This is a genomic window from Micromonospora sp. CB01531 (assembly GCF_001905095.1).
Classification (GTDB): Bacteria; Actinomycetota; Actinomycetes; order Mycobacteriales; family Micromonosporaceae; genus Micromonospora.
In genome coordinates, this window is record NZ_LWLS01000035.1 from 1 (window position 1) to 23,979 (window position 23,979).

Consider the following 23,979-nt stretch of genomic DNA (forward strand, 5'->3'; position numbering starts at 1 on the left):
CCCCGCGCCCCGCGCCCCGCGCCCCGCGCCCCGACGGACCATAACCGCAGTCCGCCTTTGGACCTGACCTCACCAACGACTCACGGCGACGGCGCTCCCGGCACACCGCCGTCAGCCACCTGAGCACCCGAAGGAACTGGCACCGCCGGCGACGGCGGGATAACCCAGCCCCACCTACGAACTTGATGACGCAGACGATTCAGCGCCGGACGCCGGACCGAACGACCCGCCCACCCGGCCTGAGTCGTTCACGTCATCAAGTTCGTAGCGTCCGAATGAGACATGCGGCCGCCGGACGCGAAGGCCCGACGGGAAGGAAGGCCCGGTGGATCGGAGGGCGCGGGTTCAGGCCGGCCGTATCAGTGCCGTGATTTCCGAGGCCATGTCCGCCGTCGGACGCCGATCGGGGCACCTCCGCCGTCGGCGTACGGCGGGGCGTCGGCCTCCGCCGGTCAGCCGGCGAGGAGGGCGGTCATCCGTTCCGCCTGGGTCTCCCAGCGCCACTCCTTCTCCACCCACGCGCGGCCGGCCCCGCCGAGCTGACGGGCCAGGTCCCGGTCCGCGAGCAGCGTCGCCACCCGGTCGACGAGCTGGGCCACGTCCCGGCCGCGGACCACGTACCCGGTCTCGCCCTCCCGAACGGCGTCCGGCGCGCCGCCGGAGTCGCCGGCCACCACCGGCAGCCCGGTCGCGCTGGCCTCCAGGTAGACGATCCCCAGCCCCTCGACGTCCAGGCCACGGTTGCGGGTCCGGCAGGGCATGGCGTACACGTCGCCGGCGGCGTAGTGGGCGGGCAACTCGGCCGACGGCACCGAGCCGGTGAAGACCACGTCGCGTTCCACCCCGGTCTGCCGGGCCAGCTTCTCCAGCGTGGCCCGGTAGGGCCCGCCACCCACGATCAGCAGCGCCGCGTCCGGCACCCGGCGACGGATCTCCGGCATCGCCCGGATGAGCATGTCCTGCCCCTTGCGCGGCACCAGCCGCGAGACGCACACCACCACCGGGCGGTCAGCCAGGCCCAACCGCAGCCGCACCCGTTCCCCGTCGACGGACGGGTGGTACGTCTCCACGTCGACGCCCGGCGCGAGCCGGCGCAGCTCGGTCACCCCGTCAAGCACCCGGGCCAGCCGGACCCGGGTGTATTCCCCCAGGTAGGTGGTGACGTCCACGCCCCGCCCGATCCGGCGCAACGCGGACCGGGCGCCGGGCAGCGCGGCCCAGCCGGCCTCGTGGCCGTGGGTCAGCGCCACCGCCCGCCGGATCCCGGCCCGCCGGCGCAGCCCCGCCGCGAGCAGCCCCAGCGGGGCCGCCGCGCCGAACCACACCGTGTCGCAGTCGTACGCCCGGGCCAGCCGCGCGGCGCGGCGGGCGATCAGCGGGGTGGGCAGCAGCACCTTGGTGCGTTCCCGGATCACCTCGAACGGCTGGTCGGCGTCGAACTTGGCGGCGCCCCGCCAGCTCGACGCGTAGACCACCACCGAGCCCGGGGGCTGGCGGATGGCGAGGTTGTGCACGAAGGACTGGATGCCGCCGGGCCGCGGCGGGAAGTCGTTGGTGATCAGCAAGGTCCGGCTCATCTGCCGATCTCCCTGGCGTAGGCGCGGGCGGCGGCCATCCGCTCGACCGTGGACGGGTGGGACGCCGACCAGAGGTACTCCCAGCGGGGCGGGTCGGGGTCGGCCAGGTTCACCCCGGCCAGCCGGCGCTGCATCGCCTCGAAGGTGACCGGATCGCCGGTCAGCGCGAGCGCGTGCGCGTCGGCCCGGGCCTCCACCCGCCGCGACACCAGCGCCTGCACCGGGGTGGCCACCAGCCCGGCCAGCGTGATCAGCGCGATCAACAGCGGGAACGCCCGGGGTTGGGCGACCGAGTCGACCCCGGCCAGCCGCAGCAGCGGCGGCCAGGAGCCGATCAGGTAGAGGGCCACCACCGCGGCGGCGGCACCGAGCGCCCCGATCAGGGTGCCGACCCACACGTCCCGGTCCCGGGCGTGCCCCAACTCGTGCGCGACCACGCTGGTCACCTCCGCCGGGGTCGCCTCGCGCAGCAGGGTGTCGTAGACCACCACCCGCCGGGTCGGCCCGAGCCCCGAGACGTACGCGTTGACCGCTCGGGTCCGCCGGGAGGCGTCGGCGACCAGCACGTCGCGGACCGGCACCCCGTCCCGGGCGGCCAGGCTCATCAGCTCGGTGCGCAGCGGCCCCGGCTCCATCGGGGTGAACCGGTTGAACACCGGCTCCACCAGCACCGGCAGCACGAACGACAGCAACACCACCAGCGCGGCGGCGCCGGCCGCGCCGAACGCCCACCACCAGCGCGGGGCGAGCCGGACGACCGTGTAGAAGCCGAGCAGGGCGAGCGCGCCGATGACCGCGCTGACCGCGTACGACTTGAGCAGGTCCACCGCCCAGCCGCCCCAGCCCTGGGTGCTCAGCCCGTAGCGGGTGAGCACGGTGTGCCGCCAGGCGGCGAAGGGCAGCGTGAGCAGGTCGGCGAGGAGCATCACGGCGAGCCCGCCGAGCACCGCCTGGGCGATCCAGTGCCCGCCGAACGGCCGGCCGGCGAGCTCCACCAGGCGACCGCCGATCGGGGTGAGCCCGAGCGCCAGGGCCACCACCAGGCCGACCACGAGCGCCGACCACCCGGCGGGGCGCAGCGCGCCGTGGAACGCCCGCCCGCGGGCCACCTGCTCGACCGGCAACGACCGCAACGCGGCCAACTGGTCGGCGCGGGGCGCCGGGGGCCGATGCCAGGGGATCAGCAGCGCCGTGGTGACGGCCAGCACGACGGCCAGCACGGCGAGGGTGAGAAGCGCCCAGGCGCGCGGCGTCACCGCCACACCCCGCCGTCGCGCCGTACCCGGATCATGCCGCTCCTCCCGCCGTGAGCGCTCATCCTATTGCCCGGTACGGCCGCGCCGGACCCGGCTCGATGATCCACACGAGTTCGCGGAACGTGCGGCAGCGGGACGCGCCGGACCCGGCCGCACCGGGCACCCGGCCATCGGGGCGGCACGCCCTGGGGATCAGGCGATCCGTCGGCGGCCCGGCCGCCGGGTGGAGCCGGCGGTCTCGGCCGACAGCACCTCGATGTCGAAGCCGGCCCGGGCGAACACCTCGATCGCCCGGTGCTCGGCGGGACCGAGGCCGGCCGCCGGCGAGCCGGTGTCGAGCAGCGCGGTCACCAGGCAGCCGGAACAGCCGGCGCCGCGGATCCCGCAGGTGTCGCAGTCGATGAGCATCAACGCCTCCAGACGCCTCGCCGGCACGGGCGGGAAACGGGATCGTCGCCGCCCGACCACCGTCGGTCACCACGACGCTAGGCCAGGGGTATGACAGAACCGGACAACGAGGCAGCAGCCACCCCGAATCCGATCATCAGGCACCCGGGGGCGAGCCGTCGCCTCAGGAGCGGGCGAGCCGCCGCAGCAGCGAGTCGGCACCCAGCGGGTACGCGCCGTGGCGGCGTACCCCGTCGGCGACCTCGCGGTCGGAGGAGACCACCACCACCGGCCGGCCCGGCGGCTCGGCGCGGACCAGCCGGCGGATCAGCTCGTCCGCGGTCTCCCCCTTGCGGGAGAAGAGCACCCGAACCCCGCGCGGCGCCGGCGGCAGCCCGTGGATCCGCTCCGCGCCGTCGAAGACCACGGTGACCTCGTCGCCGGTCTGCGCGGCGATCCCGCCCAGCCCGCTGATCAACCGTTTGCGCTGCTGCTCCAGCGACATCTCGCCGAAGCCGCGCTTGGTGACGTTGTAGCCGTCCACCACGAGGTGCGCCTTGGGCAGGGCGAGCAGCTGGTCCAGCCGGGCCGGGTCGTCGGTGTCCCGGGCGCGGGCGGCCGCGCCGGCCGGGGTGACCGCGGCCTGGTCGGCGAAGGCGTCCGCAACGAAGTCGGCGGGCAGCCTGTCCACCGGGTCGAGGGCCAGCTCGCGACGCAGCCCGACGGCCGCCTGCCCGATCGTCTCCAGAAGCAGCCACAGCTTCGCGTCGTCGACCGAGCGGGCCTCCTTGGCGGTGGCCCGGGCCGCCCCGGCCGCGGCCTCCGCCTCGGCCAGCCGGGCGCGGGCACGGCGCAGCTCGGCGTCGGCGTCGGCCGCCGCCCGGGCCGCCCGGCCCCGCTCGGTGGCGAGCATCTCGGTGGCCTTGCGCTCCCGGGTCTGGGTCTCCCGCAGCGCGCGGGCCAGCTGGCGGGCCTCCTCGCGGAGCTGCCCCAGCTCCTCCCGGACCCGGGCGAGCTCGTCGCGGAGCTTCTCCGCCTCCACCCGGGCCACGGCCCGGTCGTGCTCGGCGCGGGTGGCCCGCTGTTCGGCCTCCCGGACCAGCTCGGCCACCACCGCGGTGTCCGCCTCGGCGCGCACCGCGGCGCCACTCGCCTCGATCAGCTCCCGCCACCCCCGGGGTCGGGCCAGGTAGGCCAGGGCGGCCACCTCGACCGGGTCGGCGGCGGCCGGGGCGGTCCCCTCCACCACGGCCGCGCCGAGGTCGCCGGCATCGGCCAGCACCCGTGCGGTGACCCGCTGCCGGAACAACGGGTCGGCGGTGAGTTGGGCGGCGATGGCCGGGGCGCCCAACCGGGCGCGCCGATTGGGGGCGAACTTGGCGATCCGGCGCAGCGGGACGGGCACCTCGTCGGCGGGCAGCCCGGGCAGCACGGCGGCGGTGAGCGCCACGATCCGCTGCCGGACCGGCTCGGGCAGGCTGGGCTCCGGCTCGGGCGGGATCGCCGCACCGGCGTCGGCTGCGGCGGCGTCCGCGAGGTCCGCGGGGTCCCGGCCCGGCGCGTCCGGGTCCTCACCGGCGTCGTGCACGGCGGCCATCAGCTCCTCCTCGGAGGAGTGGTCGTCGTACGGCTCGGTGAGGGGCATGTGGCAAGTCTCCCACCGCGGACGGGCCCACCGCCCGGTGAGTGAGCCGATCTCTCATCCTAGCCCCGTGGTAACGCCTGGGACGGGAGGGACGGGAGTGTCGGACCCCGCCGCTAGCGTGCCCGGGGTGACGCGAGCGGAGTACGTCCAGGAGGCGCTGGCCGGCCTGGACCGGGCGGCGGGCTCGGGGGTCGACCCCGCGCTGCCGCTCTACGCGACCACCTTCGTGGTCGTCGACCTGGAGACCACCGGCGGCGCGCCGGACGGCGGCGGGATCACCGAGATCGGCGCGGTGAAGGTCCGTGGTGGCGAGGAGCTGGGGGTGCTCGCCACCCTGGTCAACCCGGGCGTGCCGATCCCGCCGTTCATCACCGTGCTGACCGGCATCACCCAGGCCATGCTGATCCCCGCCCCGCCGATCGAACAGGTGCTGCCGAGCTTCCTGGAGTTCATCGCCGACGCCGTGCTGGTCGCCCACAACGCTCCGTACGACGTCGGCTTCCTCAAGGCCGCCTGCGCGAAGCACGGCTACCGCTGGCCCAACCCGCGGGTGCTGGACACCGCGGCGCTGGCCCGCCGGGTGCTCAGCCGCGACGAGGTGCCCAACCGCAAGCTGGGCACGCTCGCCGCGTACTTCCGCACGGCCACCCAGCCGACGCACCGGGCGCTGGACGACGCCAAGGCCACCGTCGACGTGTTGCACGGGCTGATCGGGCGGCTCGGCGGGCACCGGGTCGACACCGTCGGCGAGGCGATCGAGTTCGCCCGGGCGGTCACCCCCACCCAGCGCCGCAAGCGGCACCTCGCCGACGGGCTGCCGAAGGTGCCCGGGGTCTACATCTTCCGGGCCGCCGACGACCGGCCGCTCTACGTCGGCACCTCCGGCGACATCGCCACCCGGGTCCGCAGCTACTTCACCGCCGCGGAGAAGCGGGCCCGGATCTCCGAGATGCTGGCCGCCGCCGAGCGGGTCCAGGCCGTCGAGTGCGCCCACTCGCTCGAGGCCGAGGTCCGTGAGCTGCGGCTGATCGCCGCCCACGCGCCGCCGTACAACCGGCGCTCCAAGTACCCCGAACGCCAGGTCTGGCTGAAGCTCACCGACGAGGCGTACCCGCGGCTGTCCATCGTGCGCGATCTCGCCCCCACCGACACCGCCTACCTGGGCCCGTTCCGGTCGAAGCAGGCCGCCGAGCTGGCCGCCGCCGGCTTCCACGACGCCGTGCCGCTGCGCCAGTGCACGCACCGGCTCTCCCGGCGCACCACCATGCCGGCCTGCGCGTTGGCCGAGCTGGGTCGGTGTCCGGCGCCCTGCGAGCACCGGATCACCCCGGAGGAATACGACGACCGCGCCGCCGTCCCGTTCCGTACCGCCACCACCAGCGACCCGCAGGTGGTGGTGGACGCCCTGCTCGCCCGGATCGAGGTGCTCTCCCTCGCCCAGCGCTACGAGGAGGCCGCGGTGGTGCGCGGCCGACTGACCGCGGTGCTGCGCGCGGCGGTGCGGATGCAGCGCCTGGCCGGGCTGACCGGCATCGCCGAGCTGGCTGCCGCCCGCCCGGCCGCCCGGGGCGGTTGGGAGCTGGCCCTGGTCCGGTACGGCCGGCTCGCCGGCGCCGGCGTCTCCCCGCCCGGTGTCCATCCGCGACCGACCATCAACGCGATCCGAGCCACCGCCGAGACCGTGCTGCCCGGCCACGGCCCGGTCCCCCGGGCCTCCGCCGAGGAGAGCGAGCGCATCCTGTCCTGGTTGGAGCGACCGGAGACCCGGCTGGTGGAAATCTCGTCCGGCTGGGCGTCCCCGATCGCGGGCGCGGGCCGGTTCCGGGACCTGCTAACCAAGGCGGAGAACGGAGCGTCCCACCAACTCTCAACCGAACGCTCATGACCAACTGTCCGATCGGACTACGTCGACTCCCTTAGGCTGTTAGAGAAGTGCAGTCCTGCCCGTTTCGCGGGCCTGCTCCCGGTCGCCGCTCCCGACGGCCGGGGGCCGGGGTGAGGAGGTGTCCCAGGTGGACGTCGACGCCGGACACGGCGCCGCCCTGGGCGGCGCGCTTCCGACCCAGCCGGGGGAGCTGCCGCTGACCCGCCGGCTGCGCTCCCTGCTCACCTGGCCCACCACCGACCAAGACCCGGTCAACGCGCTGGTCCGCGCCCATCGTGGCAGCCACGCCAATGCCGACGCCTCGGTGCTCCGGCGGGCCTACACCATCGCCGAGAACATGCACCGCGGCCAGTTCCGCAAGAGCGGCGAACCCTACATCACCCATCCGTTGGCGGTCGCCCAGATCTGCGCGAACCTCGGCATGGACACCATCACCCTGGTCGCCGCGCTGCTGCACGACACCGTGGAGGACACCCGCTACACCCTCCAGGCGCTGCAGGAGGACTTCGGCCGCGAGGTGGCCCACCTGGTCGACGGGGTGACCAAGTTCGACAAGGCGTTCTACGGCAAGGCCGCCGAGGCGGAGACGGTCCGCAAGATGATCGTCGCGGCCGGCAAGGACGTCCGGGTGCTGATCATCAAGCTGGCCGACCGGCTGCACAACATGCGCACCCTCGGCGTACGCTCCGCCGCCTCCCGGGAACGGATCGCCCGCAAGACCCAGGAAGTGCTCGTCCCGCTCTGCGACCGGCTGGGCATCCAGACCCTCAAACGCGAGCTGGACGACGTGGTGCTGCTGCATCTCCAGCCGGAGGAGCACGCCCGGATCGCCCGGCACGTGCACGACCGGCCGGGCTGGGACGCGTACCTCGACGACGTGGTGGCGAAGACCCGGGTCGCGTTGCGCCGCAGCCGGGTCGACGCGGAGGTCTCCCCCCGGCCCCGGCATCTCTACTCGATCTGGAAGGACACCGTGGCGGGCGATCACACCGCCCCCTACGACCTGCCCCGCATCGCCATCGTGGTGGACGGCCCGGCCACCGACTGCTATGCGGCGCTCGGCGCGGTGCACGGACTCTGGCGGCCGGTGCCGGGCCGGTTCAAGGACTTCATCGCCTCCCCCAAGAACAACCTCTACCGCTCGCTGCACACCAGCGTCTGCGGCCCGCAGGACCGGACGGTCGAGGTGCTGATCCGCACCGAGGAGATGCACCGTGCCGCCGAGTACGGCGTGGCCGCCCACTACCGTTTCCCCCGCGCCGCCGGGCGTGCCGCCGACCGGGCGGCCGAGTTGGCCTGGCTGCGCCGGGTGCTCGACTGGGAGCAGGAGACGGTGGACCCGACGCAGTTCATGGAGTCGCTGCGCTGCGACCTGGCGGAGGCGCAGGTCCAGGTGGTCGCCGACGGGCGGCAGATCGTCCTGCCGGCCGGCGCCACCCCGGTCGACCTCGCGTACGAGCTGGGCCGGGAACGGGGCGACCACTGCCTGGCCGCGCGGATCAACGGGCGGCTTGCCCCGCTCTCCTCCGAACTGGACGAGGGCGACGTCGTGGAGATCTTCACCGAGAGCGACGCGGAGAGCGGCTTCGAGGCCGACGTGGCACCGCGCGGACCGCGCCGGGAGTGGCTGCGTTTCGTCAAGTCGCCGCACGCCCAGATGCAGATCAACCGCTGGTTCGCCGAGCACACCGAGCCGGGCATTTCGATCGCCGACAAGGTACGCCTCGGCCGGGGCAGCATCGGCTTGGCGCTGCGCAAGCACAACCGGGGCCTGGCCAGCGACCTGCCGCTGCTGCGGCTCTCCGAGGAGCTGGGCTACCCCGACCTGGAGACCCTGTTGGTGGCGGTCTTCGACCGGGCCGTCGAGCCGGACACGGTGGTCCAGCAGCTGATCGATCTCGTCGACCACCGGCAGTAGGTGAACGCCGCTCATCCGGCGGGGCCGTCCGGCCACTAGCCTGAAGGCATGATCCCCCGCGCGCGTGCCACCGGACGGGCCATCGGCTACCAGATCTTCTACCGGCTCCCCGTCCCGCTGCGGCGTCGCCTGGTGCGGCTCGCCGTGCCGAAGTACGTCGTCGGCGCGGTCACCCTGGTCCGGGACGCCGAGGCCGAGGGCGCGGGGCGGATCCTGCTGCTGCGCCAACCGCCCGGCTACAGTTGGACCCTCCCGGCCGGCCTGCTGCAACGTGGCGAGGCGCCGGTGGTCGGCGCGGCCCGTGAGCTGTACGAGGAGTCGGGCGTCCGGCTCTCCCCCGACCGGCTCCGCCCGGCTGTGCCCAACGCCGTGGTGCACGCCAAGGGCTGGGTGGACGTGGTCTTCGAGGCGGAGGTGCCGGCCTCGACCACGGAACTGACGGTGGACGGGGCCGAGGTCTTCGAGGCGGCCTGGCACCCGCTGGACGACCTGCCGCGGCTGAGCCGGGCGACCGCCAACCTGCTCGCCCACTACGGCATCGGCCCGCGCGTCGGCGAGGTCCCGCCGGCGGCGCCACCGGCCCCGTGACCGGCCCCGGCCCGCGTCCCGGCCCCGCCGGCACGGGGCGTCCCACCGGTCCGACCGGCGCCGGCTGGCGGGCGGCGGTGGACGTCTGCGCCGTGGTGCTCGCCGCGGGCGAGGGCACCCGGCTGCGCCCGCTCACCGGGCGGCTGCCCAAGGCGCTCTGCCCGGTCGGCAACGTACCGCTGCTGGACCGGGCCCTCGATCGGCTGGCCGGGCTCGGCCTGGCCGGTCCGCAGCGCGTCGCGGTGAACGCGTGCTACCTGGGCGACCAGGTGGTCGCGCACGTGGGCGGACGGGCCCACCTGTCGGTCGAGCCGGGCGACCCGCTCGGCACCGCGGGTGGGCTGGGCAACCTGCGGGACTGGATCGCCGGCCGGGGCGTGCTGGTCGGCAACGCCGACGCGTACCTGGCTGATCCGGACGCCCCACCGGGGCCGGACGTGGCGGCGCTGCTGGACGGCTGGGACGGGCGGAGCGTACGCCTGCTCGGCCAGCCCGCCGCCGAGCCGGCGGCCCCCGGCACCTTCAGCGGCCATGTGTTCGTCGGGTTCTCGCTGCTGCCCTGGCGGCTGGTCCGCGACCTGCCGGCGGCCTTCGGAGACCTGGTCCGGGCGGTGTGGCGGCCGGCGGAGGCGGCCGGTGCGCTGACCGTGGTGCCCTACCGGGGCACCTTCTACGACACCGGCACCGCCGCCGACTACCTGGCGGCGAACCTGCACGCGGCCGGCGGCGGCAGCCTGGTCGATCCGACCGCCACGGTCACCGGGCGGCTGGCGCGGTCGGTGGTCGGGGCGGGCGCGGTGGTCCGGGGCACGGCCACCCGGGTGGTGGTCTGGCCCGGGGCGACGGTCGGCCCGGACGAGCGCCTCACCGACGCGATCCGGGCCGGCGCCGAGCTGACCGTCCCGGCCGGCCGGATCCCCGAGCCGGGGACGGCCTGACCGGCAGAGCCTCTAGCATGGGCCACGACGTCGACGAACGGAGAAATGTCCCGTGATCACCGCGATCGTGCTGATCGACTGCGCCACCGACTCCATCCCCGAGGTGGCCGAGACCCTGGCCAACCTCCCCGGCGTCAGCGAGGTCTACTCGGTGGCCGGCCACGTCGACCTGATCGCCATGGTCCGGGTCCGCGAGTTCGAGCAGATTGCCCAGGTCATCGCGGGCCGCATCTCCAAGGTCCCCGGCGTGATCAACACCGAGTCGCACATCGCGTTCCGGGCCTACTCCCAGCACGACCTGGAGGAGGCGTTCGCGATCGGGCTGGCCGGCGCGGACTAGCCCGACACGCCGGGTGGCCGGCCCACCCCGGAGGGGCGGACCGGCCACCGTCGGCCGTATGGCGTCAGCTGGTGCTCGGCGCCGGGGTCTCCGTGGTACCCGGGGCCGGGGTCTCGGTGCTGGTGCCGCCCGGAGCCGGGGACTCGGTACCGCCCGGAGCCGGCGACTCGGTGCCGCCCGGACCCGTGGTGGCGCTGCCGCCCGGGCTGGGCGTGCCGCTGCTGGCGCTGGTCTGCGGCACCGGGACGCCCAGGGTCTGGGCCAGGGCCGTCAGCGCGTCGAGGTGCGCCTGGAGCACCGGCAGCGCGTCCTGGGCCAGGGTGATCACCGACTGCTCGGAGCCCTGCGAGATCTCTGTCTGCGTCGCCTGGATGGCCTGCACGGTGGCGGCCAGCTCGGCGGTCACCCACGCCTTGTCGAACGCGGCGCCGCTGAGGGTGTTCAGGTGGTCGAGGACCTTCTGCTGGTCGGCGGTCGGGTTGTTCGGCAGCTGGACGTTCAGCTGCTGTGCGGTGGACTTGACCGTCTGGTCCAGCTGGGTGTGGTCCGTCACGAACTGCTTGCCCAGGTCCTTCACCTGCGCGTTCTGGCCCTTCTGCTGGGCCAGGTTGCCCGAGGTGATCTCGAACAGGTTGACCTGGTGCATCGCCTGCAGGTACTGGGTGTCCTGCGTCGACGGCTGTGCCGCGGCCTGCGCCGCCGCAGCGGGCGCCAGCCCGACCACCACCATGGTGGCGAGCAGTCCGAGGCGTTTGATACCCAACATCTTTCCCCCCCTTTTTCGTTGGACCGCACGGATACCCGGCTGACCGGGGTTATTCCTGCGATTCCACCCGTCCGTGTCGGGGGGTGGCGGGCCGCCGGAGCGAGAGCGTCCGGCACGCGGCGGGCGGGACGGGACACCCGGCCCGGAAACGGCCGTGGCGCCCGCCGGGGAATCCGGCGGGCGCCACGGTCAGTCGTGCGAGCGGATCAGCGGCGGCTCTCGCCGCTGGTGATCTCCTCCCGCTCCGGTCGGGTCTCGACCGGCGGGTGCCCGGGCGACACCGGCGCCTCGGCCGGCTTCTCGATCGGGTAGAAGAAGCCCCGGATCGCCGGGCCCAGGGCACCGAGCCGGTTCATCTTCTTCGGGACCACCCAGCCGACGTAGTCCAGCGCGCCGTGCCCGTCGTGGTCGGCCTCGCTGAGCGGCTGGTGGACCTCGACGAACCGGCCGTCGGGCAGCCGCTTGATGATGCCGGTCTCCACGCCGTGGGCCAGCACCTCCCGGTCGTGCTGCTGGAGACCCAGGCAGATCCGGTAGGTGAAGTAGTAGGCCAGCGGCGGGAGGATCAGCAGGCCGATCCGGCCCGCCCAGGTCATCGCGTTCAAGCTGATGTGGAACTTGTCGGCGATGACGTCGTTGCCGCCGGAGAGGGTCAGCACGATGAAGAAGGCCACGGCCATCGCGCCCGCCGCGGTCCGGGCCGGCACGTCCCGGGGCCGCTGGAGCAGGTTGTGGTGGCGGTAGTCCTTGAGGCGGCGGGCCTCCAGGAACGGGTACAACAGCGACAGGCCGACCAGGATGCCGGGCAGGACGACCGTCGGCCAGAACAGCGGCGGGATGACGTAGCCGTCGCCGATCGGGATGTTGATCTCCCAGGCCGGCATCAGTCGGGTCGAGCCGTCGAGGAACATGACGTACCAGTCAGGCTGGCTGGCCGCCGACACCACCCACGCCTCGTACGGGCCGAAGTACCAGATCGGGTTGATCTGGAACAGACCACCCATCAGCGCGATCACGCCGAAGACGACCATGAAGAAGCCGCCCTGCTTGAGCGCGTAGCGGGGGAACATCCGCTCGCCGACCACGTTCTCGTTGGTCCGGCCGGGGCCGGGCCACTGGGTGTGCTTCTGCTTGAAGACCAGGCCCAGGTGGACGCTGATCAGGGCGACTAGCAGACCCGGGATGAGCAGCACGTGGGCGATGAAGAACCGGCTGATGATGATGGTGCCGGGGAACTCCCCGCCGAAGATGGACGAGGTGACCCAGGAGCCGATCACCGGGATCGACAGCATGATGCCGGAGGCGATCCGCAGACCGGTGCCGGAGAGGCCGTCGTCCGGCAGCGAGTAGCCGGTGAAGCCGGCCAGGAAGCCGACCCAGAACAGCAGCGAGCCGATGATCCAGTTCGTCTCACGCGGCTTGCGGAACGCGCCGGTGAAGAAGACCCGGAGCATGTGCACCACGATCGAGGCCATGAACAGCAGGGCCGCCCAGTGGTGCATCTGCCGCATGATCAGACCGCCCCTGACGTCGAACGACAGGTTCAGGCTGGAGGCGTAGGCGGCCGACATCGGGGTGCCCCGCAGCGGGGCGTAGCTGCCGTTGTAGATGACCTCGGTCATCGCCGGCTCGAAGAAGAAGGTCAGGAAGACGCCGGTCAGGATCAGGACGATGAACGAGAAGAGCGCGATCTCGCCCAGCAGGAACGACCAGTGGTCCGGGAAGACCTTGTTCAGCAGCTTCCGCAGCGGGGTGGCCGCCTGGAAGCGGTCGTCCAGCGCGCCCGCGCTCCTGGCCGGCACCGCGGCTACGTCAAACTTTCGGCGCTTCATGGCCGCTCCCAGAAGTCGGGGCCGATGGTTTCGGTGTAGTCGGACCTCGCCACGAAGAAGCCCTCCGCGTCCACCTCGATCGGCAGCTGCGGCAGCCGCCGGCTGGCCGGGCCGAAGACCGGCTTGGCGTTGTCGGTGATGAGGAACTGCGACTGGTGGCACGGGCAGAGCAGCCGGTTGGTCTGCTGCTCGTAGAGGCTGGCCGGGCAACCGGCGTGCGTGCAGATCTTGGAGTATGCCGCGAAGTTGCCCCACATGTAGTCGCCGTGGCCGATCCGGGCGTTGGCTTCGCGCGACTTCTGCGCGTCCTCCTCCCGCAGGTGGATCAGCAGGGTCGGCGAGTCGGCGTGCTTGTTGCTCACGCCGCCGTTGATGCCCGGGAAGACGGTGAGCTGGCCGCCGACGCTGACGTCCGCCGGGCGGAGTGGCCGGCCGTCCTCGCGGACCAGCCGGATCTTCTTCCCGTTCTCCGGCTTGAAGCCGGTGGTGAACATCTGGTTGTTCTTGTGCGGGTCGGAGATCAGGCCACCGATCAGCGGCGCCGCGACGACCGCGCCGACCGGCACCAGGCCGGCGAGCAGCGAGACGCCGAGCAGCGGCCGACGCCGGACGCCCATCTCGTCGGCCAGGAAGAGCATGGTCTCGCCGGTGATCTTGCGATCCTCCGGGGAACTCGGCTGGTCGTGCCGGTCCTGGATCGACACCTCCTTGGGCAGCAGCTTCTTGCCCCAGGTGAGGATGCCGAAGCCGATGCCGAGGAGCGCGATGCCGAGGCTCAGGCCGAGCAGCGGCGTGAAGTACTTGTCGCCACCGCGGCCCGGCGCCCACTCCCAGGGCCACCAGATGTAGATGATCAGGAACGCGGTCGCGGCCGCACCGGTCAGCAGGAACATCAGGGCGACCGTGCGGGTCAGCCGGCGCTCCGCCTTGCTGCCCGGGACCACCTGCGGCTCGTAGTGGACGATCTCGATGTCGTCCCGCCGCGCGCCCTCCTGGACCACCTCGAACCGGGAGAGCCGGGGGTCGTGCACGTCGAGCGGCTCCCGGCCCGCCGGGGCCTGGTGCTCGGTGTGGGTGCTCATGCCGTCACCTCGCTACGGGTGGCGCCGGGGGTCGACGCCACAGCACTGAAACGAATGATCCGCTCGGTCACGACTTGCCCGCAATCCACAGGCTCGTGAAGACCAGCGCGACGATGCCGACCAGGAAGGCCGCCAGGCCCTCGGTCGACGGGCCGTACCGGCCCAGGTTGAAACCGCCCTGGTCCTGGGTGTCCTTCAGGTTCTCCTGGATGTAGGCGATGATGTCCGCCTTCTCCTGCGGAGAGATCTGGTTGTCGCCGAACACCGGCATGTTCTGCGGGCCGCTCAGCATCGCGGCGTAGATCTGCCGGTCGGTGGCCGGGTACAGGCTCGGCGCGTACTTGCCCGAGGAGAGGGCACCGCCGCCGGCGCTGAACGCGTGGCACTGCGAGCAGTTGATCCGGAACAGCTCACCACCGGTGGCGAGGTCGGCGCCCTCACGCAGGTTGCCCTGGGGGACCTGCGGACCGCCGCCCAGCTCCTGGATGTACTGGCCGAGCTGGCGCACCTGCTCGTCAGTGAACTGGGGCTTCTTGCGGGGGGCCTGGGCCTCCTGCCGGGCCATCGGCATCCGACCGCTGCTGACCTGGAACTCCACCGAGGCCGACCCGACGCCGATCAGGCTCGGACCGCGTTCCGCGACGCCCTGGGCGTTGCGGCCGTGACAGGTCACACAGCTCACGTCGAACAGCGCCTTGCCCTCGTTGGCGGCGGCGCTCAGGGGCGGGTTTTCCTGCGCCTGCACGCCCGGGGCGAAGAGGGTGTAGGCACCGCCGGCCAGCATCAGCGCGGCGGCCAGCCGGACCGCGGCACCCAGCCGGCGGCGGCCCCTGCTGCGCGCTACGGGCCGCCCGCGCAGCCGCGCGAGCAGACCGCGTCGGCGGTCGTTGTCAGAAGTCATGACCTGTGTCCTTAACCGGTTGGACCTTGTCTCAGGGGACGAAGCAGCGGCGCGATACGTGACGCGCCAAGATCACTGGAGCCAGTAGATCATGGCGTAGAGCCCGATCCACACGACGTCGACGAAGTGCCAGTAGTACGACACGACGATGGCCGACGTGGCCTGGGCCGGGGTAAACCGGCCCATGGTGGTGCGGATCATGAAGATGATGAAGGCGATCAGACCGCCGGTCACGTGCAGACCGTGGAAGCCGGTGGTCAGGTAGAACATCGACCCGTAACCGTCTCCGTTGATCTTCACGCCCTCGTGCACCAGGGTCCGGTACTCGTTCGCCTGGCCGAGCACGAAGATCAGGCCCATCACGAAGGTGATCGTGAACCACCGCCGCAGGGCGTGGACGTCACCCTTCTCGGCGGCGAAGACACCGAGCTGGCAGGTCACCGAGGACAGCACCAGGATCACCGTGAAGGTGGTCGCGTAGGGGATGTTCAGGACCTCGGTGTGCTTCTCCCACTGCTCCGGCGCCGCCGCGCGGATCGAGAAGTACATCGCGAACAACGCCGCGAAGAACATGAGTTCACTGGAGAGCCACACGATCGTCCCGACGCTGACCATGTTGGGGCGCGTCAGGGAGTGGATCCGGCTCTTGTCAATGGCTGGGGCCGCAGTCACGCGGTCATTATTGCCCTTGACCGGGACCGACGATCAGCGGGGTGGCAATCCCGTGCCATCAGTGGCCCGATCGGGGACGTCCGCTTCGCCTGACCTACCCTGAAAAGCGTGCTGCACGTCGATCCGATCTTCGCCGCCACCTCGGCCGCTCCGTCGACCCTGGCCGCCGGGGGCGAGGGCGTCCCGCCGCCCTTCACCATCGCCCGGGTGTTCACCGAGACCCGGCTGGACAACTGGCTCGCCGTCGGGCTGGTGCTGGCCGCCGGCCTCTACCTCTACGGCGTGTACCGGCTGCGGCTGCGCGGCGACCACTGGCCGGTCCTGCGCACGGTCTGCTTCCTCGGCCCGGGCCTGGGCGGCATCGCGGCGGTGACGGTCAGCGGGCTGGGAGCCTACGACACCACCCTGCTGTCGGTGCACATGGTGCAGCACATGGTGCTGTCCATGGTCGCGCCGATCTTCCTGGCGCTGGGCGCCCCGGTGACGCTCGCCCTGCGTACCCTGCCGCTGCGCCCGCGGAAGCGGCTGCTGGCGATCGTGCACAGCCGGATCGCGCGGATCTACACCTTCCCGCTGGTAGCGTTCGCCATCTTCGTGGTGAACCCGTTCGTGCTCTACTTCACCAACCTGTACGAGTACACCCTGCAGCACGGGTGGGCGCACGAGCTGGTCCACGCGCACTTCATCGCCACCGGGTGCGTGTTCTTCTGGCCGCTGCTCGGCCTCGACCCGCTGCCCGGCCGCTGGCCGCACCCGGCCCGCGCGCTGCTGATGGTGCTCTCCGTGCCGTTCCACACCGTGCTCGGGCTCACCATCATGCAGAGCACCACGCTGCTCGGCGGCGACTGGTACCCGTCGCTGCACCTGACCTGGTCGGACCCGGCGAACGACCAGGTGGTCGCCGGCGGGGTGCTGTGGGCCGGCGGCGAGTTCGTCAGCGTCACCATGCTGGCCGTGCTGGTCGTCCAGTGGATCAAGCACTCCGAGCGCGAGGCCCGCCGGCTGGACCGCGAGCTGGACCGCCAGGAGGCCCGCGAGCGCGCCGCCGAGGCCACCGCCTGAGCTGCCCTGGCGTCAACTCCAGCTCGGCGCGTCCGACACCGGGCAGCGACCTGGAGCCGTCGGGTGGCACGCCAGGGCGGGCCGACCGGCCGGATGTGACGCCCGCTACGATCAGCGGGCAGCTACAGAGGTGGGAGCCAGCCAGCGATGAGCGATCGTCTTTACACCGTCCTGCTCTACAGCGACGACCCGAAGGTCCGCGACCGGATGCGACTCGCCGTCGGCACCCGGCCCGCGCCCGGGCTCGAGATCGAGTTCGTGGAGGCCGCCGACTACGCCGGGTGCGTCCGGCTGGTCGACGACTACGAGATCCACCTGCTCCTGCTGGACGGTGAGGCCAGCCCGGGCGGCGGCCTCGGCATCGCCCGCCAGATCAAGGACGACCGGGACGACGCCCCGCCGACCTGCGTGGTGCTGGCCCGCGCCGCCGACCGCTGGCTGGCCGCGTACGCCGAGGTCGACGCCACGCTGACCCACCCGCTCGACCCGGTGACCACCGGCACCACCGTCGCCGAGCTGCTGCGGCGCACGCACGCCGCGGCCTGAGCGACCCCTTCGGCGCCACGGCAACGAGGCCGTGGCGCCGTTCCACCCCCGCTCTCACCCCACACGGGAGGGCCGCCATGGGCGACCGGACCTGGCCGCTGCTGCTCAACGCGCTGCTGCGCGGCGAGGAGCTCTCCACCGCCGACACCGCCTGGGCGATGGACGAGATCATGACCGGCTCGGCCAGTTCCGCGCAGGTGGCCGGCTTCGTGGTGGCGCTGCGCGCCAAGGGTGAGACCCCCGCCGAGCTGGCCGGCCTGGTGCAGGCGATGCTCGGCCGGTCGGTGCAGGTCGAGCTCCCCGAGGAGATCCGGGCCACCGCGCTGGACGTGGTCGGCACCGGCGGCGACCTCGCCCACACGGTGAACATCTCCACGATGACCGCGCTGGTGGTGGCCGGGGCCGGCGTCCGCGTGGTGAAGCACGGCAACCGCGCCGCCTCCTCCTCGTGCGGCACCGCCGACCTGCTGGAATACCTGGGTGTCCCGCTGGACCTGGCCCCCGAGCAGGTGGCCCGGTGCGTCACCGAGGCCGGCATCGGCTTCTGCTTCGCGGGCCGCTTCCATCCGGGGATGCGCCACGCCGGCCCGGTACGCCGGGAGATCGGCGTGCCGACCGCGTTCAACTTCCTCGGCCCGCTGACCAACCCGGCCCGTCCCCGGGCCGGCGCGGTCGGCTGCTTCGACCTGCGGATGGCGCCGGTGATGGCGGCCGTCTTCGCGGCCCGGGGCGACTCGGTGGTGGTGATGCGCGGCGAGGACGGGCTGGACGAGTTCACCACCGCCGCGCCGACCCGGGTCTGGGTGGCCCAGCAGGGCACCGTCAGGGAGGCGCTGCTGGACGCGGCGGAGCTGGGGGTACCCCGGTCCACCCTGGCCGACCTGCGGGGCGGGGACGCCGCGTACAACGCCGGGGTGGCCCGGCGGCTGCTGGCCGGCGAGACCGGCGCGGTCCGCGACGCGGTGCTGGTGAACGCCGCGGTCGCGCTGGCCACCCAGGGCCCGCTCGACGGCGACCTGCCCGAGGCGCTGCGGGCCGGCCTGGCCCGGGCGGCGGAGTCCATCGACTCGGGTGCCGCCGCCAGCGTCCTGGACCGCTGGCTCGAGGTCGCCCGCTCGCTCTGACACCGCCCGCCGCCGGGCGCTGTCACACCCCGCTGGTACGCCTGGAGGCGTCCCGGGACGGCAGGCCGGGGCGGGCCCACGCCAGGAAGTGTCAGACCGGCGTGCCAAACTACACGGGAGTAATTTTCCGTTTTCCGCCAATGCGGGCACCGCCCACGGCGGGCACCGGGTACGAGAGGAGACGCCCGTGTCGGACCGCGAGTTCCACTGCGACACCTGCGAGGGCGTTGCGCTGTTCGAGACTCCGCCCTGCGTCGACGGTCACGGCGCCGACTGCCCCGAGCTGGTCTGCACCGGCTGCGGCGCGGCCCGGCTGATCGCCACCTTCGCCTTCCGCGCACCGCGCCTGGAGCAGCGTCGCCGCGGCGCCCGCCCGGCGCACCGCCGCGCCGCCTGACCCAGCGGCCGCTCCCCCGCCGCCAGATCGCCGACGTGGGGGATCCCGGGTAACCGGACACCCCCAGGTCGGCGAAGCGGAGTCGATCAAGCACCAAGATCCGCCCTCCGGGCTCGGTGCCTGGGCGCGACCCGCCCGCACCCCTGGACCTATGCGTCGAGGCCCGCGTCCCAACGGGACGCGGGCCTCGGGACGAGCCGCTAGCTCAGTGCTCGGCGGTCCGGCGGGTGCCGGAGTAGTACTCGAAGAGCAGGCCGCAGGCGGCGAAGATCACCGCGACCAGGCCCACGCCGAGCAGCCACATCTGCCAGTAGACCAGCCCCAGGCCGGCGATCGACGCGGCCAGGGCCAGGCCGAACGGCCAGTAGCTGCCGGGGCTGAAGAAGCCGACCTCGCCCGCGCCGTCGGCGACCTCGGCGTCCGGCCGGTCCTCCGGGCGCAGGTCGATCCGGCGGGAGACGAACCAGAAGAAGCCACCGCACATCGAGCAGAGCAGGAAGGACAGCACCAGCGCCACCGTGCCGACCCACTCGACCCGGCCGCCCTCGCCGTACGTCCAGGCGGCGTAGAGGATGCCGACGCCGAAGAGGAACGTCGCGACGGTCAGGAAGATCTTCCACTCGGTCTTCATGCCGGCCCCCTCAGCTGCCCGCGCCGGCGCCGGCGCCGCTCGGGTTGAAGTTGTTCTTGTCGCGCCGGGTGTCAAACGGCACGGTCTTGTCGGCGATCGGCTTCTCGCCGATGGCCGTGAGCGCCTCCTGGGTCGACTTGCCGGCCTTCTTGGCCGCCAGGAACTGGTCGTACTTCGCCGGCGAGACGACCCGCAGCTCGAAGTTCATGAAGGCGTGGTAGGTGCCGCACAGCTCGGCGCAGCGGCCCACGTACGCGCCCTCCTGGTCGAGGCTGGTGACCTCGAAGACGTTCCGGATGCTGCCCGGGAAGACGTCCCGCTTGAACAGCAGCTCCGGCACCCAGAACGAGTGCACGACGTCGCGGCTCTGCTCCTCGAACCGGATCGACTTGCCGGTCGGCAGCACCAGGATCGGGATGACCTCGCTGGTGCCGAGGACCGAGGCGACGGTGTTGGCGTCGCGGCCCTGACCGTCGCGGTAGTTGAACTGCCAGTTCCACTTGAAGGCGACGACCTCGACCGTGACGTCCGGGTTCTTCGTCGTCTTGTCCACGCCGGTCTGCACGATCGCCGTGTAGTAGAAGAGCACCGAGACGATCAGGATCGGCGCGATCGTGTAGAGGAACTCCATCGGCATGTTGTAGCGGGTCTGCACCGGCAGCGCGTTGCCCCGCTTCCGGTAGCGGATCACGCACCAGAAGATCAGGCCCCAGACGAAGATGCCGACCGCCAGGGCCGCGATGCAGGATGCGATCCACAGGTCGTACATCCGGTGCGACTCCGGGGTGATGCCGCCCTGCGGCCACCCGAAGCCGTCGAACGTCGCGCCGACGTCGCAGCCGGTGAGCAGCACCAGCAGCGCGGCTCCGCCGAGACCGAGCCCGGCGAGCCGACCAGCACCACGCCGCCGGTGCCCACCGGCCCCCGGGGAAGCGCTGTGCCGTACGGCCGACGACCGTACCTCCGAACTCCTTGCGACCACCTGGTCCTGCCTCCCTAGCGCGCCGCGGTGGGGGTTTCTCTCCGTACCGACGGCAAAGGCGTCACCGACGGTCGCAGATTACTCGACCATGACGGGCCTGACCGTGTTGGGGTCACTGTCCGCCCCCATCGGGGGTCCCGCGGGCGGGCGGCGCGATAGCGTCGGCAGTCGTGAGCGAGCGAACCATCAGGCGCGGTGGCGCGGCGCCGCGCGCCACCGCGGTGCGGAGCGAGGCGGCGGCGTGAACCCGTCCCCGGTCTACCTGGACGCGGCCACCGCCGCCCCGCTGCACCCGGTCGCGCGGCAGGCGTTGCTGGCCGCGCTGGACGACGGCTGGGCCGACCCCGGCCGGCTCTACACCCAGGCCCGCCGGGCCCGCCAGCTCCTCGACGCCGCCCGCGAGGCCGCCGCGCAGACCCTCGGCGTCCGCGCCGACGAGCTCTCCTTCACCCCCAGCGGTACGAGCGCCGCGCACGCGGCCGTGCTGGGCGGGCTGGCCGGGCGGCGCCGGGTCGGGGCGACCCTGGTGCACTCCGCGATCGAGCACTCGGCGGTGCTGCACGCCGCGGAGCGCCACGTGGCGGCCGGCGGCGACGCGGTGCCCGTGGCGGTGGACCGGCTGGGCCGGCTGGACCTGGACGCCTGGACGGCGGCGGTGGCCGCGCCGGGGGTGGCCGTCGCGGCGCTGATCGCGGCCAGCCACGAGGTGGGCACCGTGCAGCCGGTGCCGGCGGCGGCCGAGGCGTGCGCCCAGGCCGGGGTGCCCCTGTACGTCGACGCGGCGCAACTGGTCGGCCGGGCGCCGTTGCCGGCCGGCTGGTCGGTGCTGAGCGCCAGCGCGCACAAGTGGGGCGGGCCACCCGGCGTCGGGCTGCTGGTGGTCCGCAAGGGCACCCGGTGGGAGTCGCCGTTCCCGGCCGACGAGCGGGAGTCGGGGCGTACCCCGGGGGTGTTGAACCTGCCCGCGGTGGTGGCGGCGGCGGCGAGCCTGCGCGCGGCGGCGGCGGAGGCGGCGGCCGAGACGGCCCGGCTGGCGCCGCTGGTGGACCGGATCCGGGACCGGGTGGCGGCCGAGGTGCCGGACGTGGAGGTGGTCGGCGACCCGGTCGACCGGCTCCCCCACCTGGTCACGTTCTCCTGTCTCTACGTGGACGGCGAGGCGCTGCTGCACGCGCTGGACCGGCGGGGCTTCGCGGTCTCCTCCGGCTCCTCGTGCACCTCGTCGACGCTGCGGCCGTCGCACGTGCTGGAGGCGATGGGGGTGCTGTCGCACGGCAACGTCCGGGTGTCGCTGCACCGGGACACCACGGCGGCGGACGTAGACCGCTTCCTCGCCGAGCTGCCCGGGATCGTCGCCGACCTGCGCGCCGAGGCGGGGGTCACCGGCCTGTGAGCGAGCGAACCATCAAGTTCAGTAGCGCGGCGCCGCGCGCCGCCGCGGAGCGGAGCGAGGCGGCGGCGTGAGGGAACCGGAGGAGGTGCTCGACTGCCGGGGGCAGCGCTGCCCGCTGCCCGTGATCAACCTGGCCCGCCGGCTGCCCGAGTTGCCGGTCGGCGCGGTGGTCCGGGTGCTCGCCGACGACCCGGCCGCCGCCGTCGACATCCCCGCCTGGTGCCGGATGCGCGACCAGGAGTTCCTGGCCGCCCACCCCGATCCCCCCGCCTACGACGTCCGCCGCAGCCGCTGATCCGGCCGGCCCACCCCGGTGGTCAAGAGGTTTGCGTCACGCGCCCCGGGCAGGTGGGCCGGAGGTCACGGCAGCAGGTACGGCCGGACGTCTTCGGCGGCCGCGTCCCCGTACGACTCGGCGAGCCGCTTGACGAACAGGTCCCGGCGGACCTCGTACTCCTGGCCGCCGAAGTTCTCCAGCACGAGGGTGGCGAGCAGGCAGCCCACCTGGGCGGCCCGCTCCAGGTTGACGCCCCAGTCGAGGGCGGCGAAGAAGCCGGCCCGGAAGCCGTCGCCGACGCCGGTCGGGTCGACCGCCTGCATCTCCCGGGCGATCGGCACGTGGATGGTGTCGATGTCCCGGCCGGCGATCTCCACGCCCTGCTTGCCCAGCGTGGTGACCCGCACCCGCACCCGGTCCAGCAGCTGCGCGTCGTTCAGCCCGGCCTTGCTCTGCAGCAGCGACTTCTCGTACTCGTTGGTCATCAGGTAGTCGGCGCCGTCGACCAGGCCGAGCACGTCGCCGCCGTCCATCCGGGCGAGCTGCTGCGACGGGTCGGCCACGAAGGCGTACCCCCGCTCCCGGCACTCGGTCGAGTGGCGGATCATCGCGGCCGGGTCGTTGGCGCTGACCAGCACCAGGTCCAGGCCGCCGAGGCGGTCGGCCACCGGGGCCAGCTCGATGTTGCGAGCCTCGCTCATCGCGCCGGCGTAGAACGAGGCGATCTGACACATGTCGGTGTCGGTGGTGCAGACGAACCGGGCGGTGTGCGCCACCTCGCTGATGTGCACCGAGTCGCAGTCCACGCCGTGCCGTTCGAGCCAGGAGCGGTAGTCGGCGAAGTCCGCGCCGACCGCGCTGAGCAGCACCGGACGAAGGCCGAGCTGGGCCATGCCGAAGGCGATGTTGGCGGCGGTGCCTCCGCGCCGGAGCACCAGCTCGTCGACGAGGAAGGACAGCGACACCTTGTCCAACTGGTCGGCGATGAGCTGGTCGGCGAACCGGCCGGGGAAGCTCATCAGGTGGTCGGTCGCGATCGAGCCGGTCACGGCGATCTTCATGTCAACCCTCGCGGTCGGGAGCACGGCGCGGGTCAGCCTACCGGTCACTCAGCCCGGGCGGACCGGGGTCGGTCGACAACCGGCCATACTCCGCACGTATGAAGGTCACCGCGTGGACACCTGCCGGAGGCGGAGACAGCACGGCGGGGCCACCCGGTGAGGGCGGTCCCGCCGTGTCCGTATGTCAGCCGTCGCGGCCCATCCGGGCCGGCCGGCGTCGACTCAGCTGAACGAGTCGCCGCAGGCGCAGGAGTTGCCGGCGTTGGGGTTGTCGATGGTGAAGCCCTGGGCGTCGATCCGGTCGGCGAAGTCGATGGTCGCGCCGGCCAGGTAGGGGGCGCTCATCCGGTCGACGACGACCTCGACACCGTCGAAGTCGGTGACGATGTCACCGTCGAGCGACCGCTCGTCGAAGAAGAGCTGGTATCGCAGGCCGGAGCAGCCGCCCGGCTGCACCGCGACCCGGAGCCGCAGGTCGTCGCGGCCTTCCTGCTCGATCAGGGCCTTGACCTTCTGCGCCGCGACGTCGGTGAGGACGACGGTGCTGGGGGCCTTGGCCTCGGTCGACTCGGTCTGCGCTGGCGTGGTCACGTGGAAATCTCCCTGCGCGTGTGGGTCCGGACGCACTGGCCAACATCTCCCGTCGCCCAGTCATTCCCGGTGTGGTCCAGATCCGATCGTACGCCGCCCCGCCGCGCGCCACCCCCGGTGGCGTGATC

At 73.0% G+C, this 23,979-nt stretch carries 24 protein-coding genes; 11 read left to right on the top strand and 13 right to left on the bottom strand.

What is annotated here, in order from left to right:
• Window positions 1–452: 452 nt before the first annotated feature.
• The 4 genes from A6A27_RS06460 to A6A27_RS06475 all read right to left on the bottom strand — a co-directional run bounded on the left by A6A27_RS06460 (window position 453) and on the right by A6A27_RS06475 (window position 4,865).
• Complete coding sequence (locus tag A6A27_RS06460) at window positions 453–1,577, bottom strand: glycosyltransferase family 4 protein (protein ID WP_073833626.1); 1,125 nt, start codon at window positions 1,575–1,577, stop codon at window positions 453–455.
• Window positions 1,574–2,833, bottom strand: coding sequence for a M48 family metallopeptidase (locus tag A6A27_RS06465; RefSeq protein ID WP_073833755.1), 1,260 nt, complete (start codon window positions 2,831–2,833; stop codon window positions 1,574–1,576). Before A6A27_RS06465 ends, A6A27_RS06460 begins: the two co-directional genes overlap by 4 nt.
• A 192-nt stretch (window positions 2,834–3,025) precedes the next feature.
• A complete protein-coding gene (locus tag A6A27_RS06470; protein ID WP_073833627.1) occupies window positions 3,026–3,241 on the bottom strand; it encodes a hypothetical protein in 216 nt (71 codons plus the stop codon).
• A 163-nt stretch (window positions 3,242–3,404) separates the two neighbouring features.
• Entirely contained in the window at window positions 3,405–4,865 is a 1,461-nt protein-coding gene (locus tag A6A27_RS06475; protein ID WP_073833628.1) for an NYN domain-containing protein, read from the bottom strand.
• Between the two features lie 127 nt (window positions 4,866–4,992).
• Here A6A27_RS06475 and A6A27_RS06480 point away from each other — a divergent pair, with 127 nt between their 5' ends.
• The 5 genes from A6A27_RS06480 (at window position 4,993) to A6A27_RS06500 (ending at window position 10,534) form a co-directional block, all read left to right on the top strand.
• Entirely contained in the window at window positions 4,993–6,750 is a 1,758-nt protein-coding gene (locus A6A27_RS06480) for a DEDD exonuclease domain-containing protein (RefSeq protein WP_073833629.1), read from the top strand.
• Window positions 6,751–6,877: 127 nt separating this feature from the next.
• Entirely contained in the window at window positions 6,878–8,668 is a 1,791-nt protein-coding gene (locus A6A27_RS06485) for a RelA/SpoT family protein (protein WP_073833630.1), read from the top strand.
• Window positions 8,669–8,716: 48 nt separating this feature from the next.
• Window positions 8,717–9,256, top strand: coding sequence for an NUDIX hydrolase (locus A6A27_RS06490; protein ID WP_073833631.1), 540 nt, complete (start codon window positions 8,717–8,719; stop codon window positions 9,254–9,256).
• Window positions 9,257–9,348: 92 nt separating this feature from the next.
• Window positions 9,349–10,194, top strand: coding sequence for an NTP transferase domain-containing protein (locus A6A27_RS06495; protein WP_083672478.1), 846 nt, complete (start codon window positions 9,349–9,351; stop codon window positions 10,192–10,194).
• A gap of 52 nt (window positions 10,195–10,246) precedes the next feature.
• Window positions 10,247–10,534: an Lrp/AsnC family transcriptional regulator gene (locus A6A27_RS06500; protein WP_073833632.1), complete on the top strand. Its 288-nt coding sequence runs from the start codon at window positions 10,247–10,249 to the stop codon at window positions 10,532–10,534.
• Between the two features lie 64 nt (window positions 10,535–10,598).
• Here the strand turns inward: A6A27_RS06500 and A6A27_RS06505 are convergent, their stop codons facing one another.
• From A6A27_RS06505 to ctaE, 5 genes are all read right to left on the bottom strand, one after another.
• Window positions 10,599–11,300 carry a DUF4142 domain-containing protein gene (locus A6A27_RS06505; RefSeq protein WP_073833633.1) on the bottom strand — a complete coding sequence of 234 codons (702 nt, stop codon included), beginning with the start codon at window positions 11,298–11,300 and terminating at the stop codon, window positions 10,599–10,601.
• Window positions 11,301–11,506: 206 nt separating this feature from the next.
• Window positions 11,507–13,132 carry a cytochrome bc1 complex cytochrome b subunit gene (gene qcrB, locus A6A27_RS06510; protein WP_073833634.1) on the bottom strand — a complete coding sequence of 542 codons (1,626 nt, stop codon included), beginning with the start codon at window positions 13,130–13,132 and terminating at the stop codon, window positions 11,507–11,509.
• Window positions 13,129–14,214: a cytochrome bc1 complex Rieske iron-sulfur subunit gene (qcrA, locus tag A6A27_RS06515; protein WP_073833635.1), complete on the bottom strand. Its 1,086-nt coding sequence runs from the start codon at window positions 14,212–14,214 to the stop codon at window positions 13,129–13,131. Before qcrA ends, qcrB begins: the two co-directional genes overlap by 4 nt.
• Window positions 14,215–14,281: 67 nt before the next feature.
• Complete coding sequence (qcrC, locus tag A6A27_RS06520) at window positions 14,282–15,115, bottom strand: cytochrome bc1 complex diheme cytochrome c subunit (protein ID WP_073833636.1); 834 nt, start codon at window positions 15,113–15,115, stop codon at window positions 14,282–14,284.
• Between the two features lie 72 nt (window positions 15,116–15,187).
• A complete protein-coding gene (gene ctaE, locus A6A27_RS06525; protein WP_073833637.1) occupies window positions 15,188–15,787 on the bottom strand; it encodes an aa3-type cytochrome oxidase subunit III in 600 nt (199 codons plus the stop codon).
• Window positions 15,788–15,895: 108 nt separating this feature from the next.
• On the opposite strand from ctaE, the gene A6A27_RS06530 reads away from it, so the two are divergent.
• The 4 genes from A6A27_RS06530 to A6A27_RS06545 all read left to right on the top strand — a co-directional run bounded on the left by A6A27_RS06530 (window position 15,896) and on the right by A6A27_RS06545 (window position 18,916).
• A complete protein-coding gene (locus A6A27_RS06530; protein WP_073833638.1) occupies window positions 15,896–16,849 on the top strand; it encodes a cytochrome c oxidase assembly protein in 954 nt (317 codons plus the stop codon).
• Between the two features lie 147 nt (window positions 16,850–16,996).
• Window positions 16,997–17,395: a hypothetical protein gene (locus A6A27_RS06535; RefSeq protein ID WP_073833639.1), complete on the top strand. Its 399-nt coding sequence runs from the start codon at window positions 16,997–16,999 to the stop codon at window positions 17,393–17,395.
• 77 nt (window positions 17,396–17,472) lie between these two features.
• Entirely contained in the window at window positions 17,473–18,519 is a 1,047-nt protein-coding gene (gene trpD / locus A6A27_RS06540) for an anthranilate phosphoribosyltransferase (RefSeq protein WP_073833640.1), read from the top strand.
• Between the two features lie 187 nt (window positions 18,520–18,706).
• Window positions 18,707–18,916 carry a hypothetical protein gene (locus A6A27_RS06545; protein WP_073833641.1) on the top strand — a complete coding sequence of 70 codons (210 nt, stop codon included), beginning with the start codon at window positions 18,707–18,709 and terminating at the stop codon, window positions 18,914–18,916.
• A 205-nt stretch (window positions 18,917–19,121) separates the two neighbouring features.
• On the opposite strand, the gene A6A27_RS06550 is transcribed toward A6A27_RS06545, so the two are convergent.
• Both A6A27_RS06550 and ctaC read right to left on the bottom strand, forming a co-directional pair.
• On the bottom strand, window positions 19,122–19,547 hold the full coding sequence (locus tag A6A27_RS06550; protein ID WP_073833642.1) for a cytochrome c oxidase subunit 4: 426 nt from the start codon (window positions 19,545–19,547) through the stop codon (window positions 19,122–19,124).
• Window positions 19,548–19,557: 10 nt separating this feature from the next.
• Window positions 19,558–20,529, bottom strand: a complete 972-nt coding sequence (ctaC, locus tag A6A27_RS06555) for an aa3-type cytochrome oxidase subunit II (protein WP_073833643.1) — start codon at window positions 20,527–20,529, stop codon at window positions 19,558–19,560.
• A gap of 241 nt (window positions 20,530–20,770) precedes the next feature.
• Between ctaC and A6A27_RS06560 the strand changes: the two genes are divergently transcribed.
• Complete coding sequence (locus tag A6A27_RS06560; protein ID WP_073833644.1) at window positions 20,771–21,922, top strand: cysteine desulfurase family protein; 1,152 nt, start codon at window positions 20,771–20,773, stop codon at window positions 21,920–21,922.
• 67 nt (window positions 21,923–21,989) lie between these two features.
• The gene (locus tag A6A27_RS06565; protein WP_073833645.1) at window positions 21,990–22,217 is read left to right on the top strand and encodes a sulfurtransferase TusA family protein; all 228 of its coding nucleotides are present in this window, start codon (window positions 21,990–21,992) and stop codon (window positions 22,215–22,217) included.
• Window positions 22,218–22,282: 65 nt separating this feature from the next.
• Here the strand turns inward: A6A27_RS06565 and A6A27_RS06570 are convergent, their stop codons facing one another.
• Entirely contained in the window at window positions 22,283–23,260 is a 978-nt protein-coding gene (locus A6A27_RS06570) for a carbohydrate kinase family protein (protein ID WP_073833646.1), read from the bottom strand.
• Window positions 23,261–23,482: 222 nt separating this feature from the next.
• On the bottom strand, window positions 23,483–23,851 hold the full coding sequence (gene erpA / locus A6A27_RS06575; protein ID WP_073833647.1) for an iron-sulfur cluster insertion protein ErpA: 369 nt from the start codon (window positions 23,849–23,851) through the stop codon (window positions 23,483–23,485).
• Window positions 23,852–23,979: the final 128 nt, after the last annotated feature.

What these genes read in the sequence shown, in the direction of transcription:
- A6A27_RS06460 (WP_073833626.1), bottom strand. Translation starts at nt 1,577, where the DNA reads ATGAGCCGGACCTTGCTGATCACCAACGACTTCCCGCCGCGGCCCGGC.
- A6A27_RS06470 (WP_073833627.1), bottom strand. Translation starts at nt 3,241, where the DNA reads ATGCTCATCGACTGCGACACCTGCGGGATCCGCGGCGCCGGCTGTTCC.
- A6A27_RS06475 (WP_073833628.1), bottom strand. Translation starts at nt 4,865, where the DNA reads ATGCCCCTCACCGAGCCGTACGACGACCACTCCTCCGAGGAGGAGCTG.
- A6A27_RS06490 (WP_073833631.1), top strand. Translation starts at nt 8,717, where the DNA reads ATGATCCCCCGCGCGCGTGCCACCGGACGGGCCATCGGCTACCAGATC.
- A6A27_RS06505 (WP_073833633.1), bottom strand. Translation starts at nt 11,300, where the DNA reads ATGTTGGGTATCAAACGCCTCGGACTGCTCGCCACCATGGTGGTGGTC.
- qcrB (WP_073833634.1), bottom strand. Translation starts at nt 13,132, where the DNA reads ATGAAGCGCCGAAAGTTTGACGTAGCCGCGGTGCCGGCCAGGAGCGCG.
- qcrA (WP_073833635.1), bottom strand. Translation starts at nt 14,214, where the DNA reads ATGAGCACCCACACCGAGCACCAGGCCCCGGCGGGCCGGGAGCCGCTC.
- qcrC (WP_073833636.1), bottom strand. Translation starts at nt 15,115, where the DNA reads ATGACTTCTGACAACGACCGCCGACGCGGTCTGCTCGCGCGGCTGCGC.
- A6A27_RS06535 (WP_073833639.1), top strand. Translation starts at nt 16,997, where the DNA reads ATGAGCGATCGTCTTTACACCGTCCTGCTCTACAGCGACGACCCGAAG.
- trpD (WP_073833640.1), top strand. Translation starts at nt 17,473, where the DNA reads ATGGGCGACCGGACCTGGCCGCTGCTGCTCAACGCGCTGCTGCGCGGC.
- A6A27_RS06550 (WP_073833642.1), bottom strand. Translation starts at nt 19,547, where the DNA reads ATGAAGACCGAGTGGAAGATCTTCCTGACCGTCGCGACGTTCCTCTTC.
- A6A27_RS06570 (WP_073833646.1), bottom strand. Translation starts at nt 23,260, where the DNA reads ATGAAGATCGCCGTGACCGGCTCGATCGCGACCGACCACCTGATGAGC.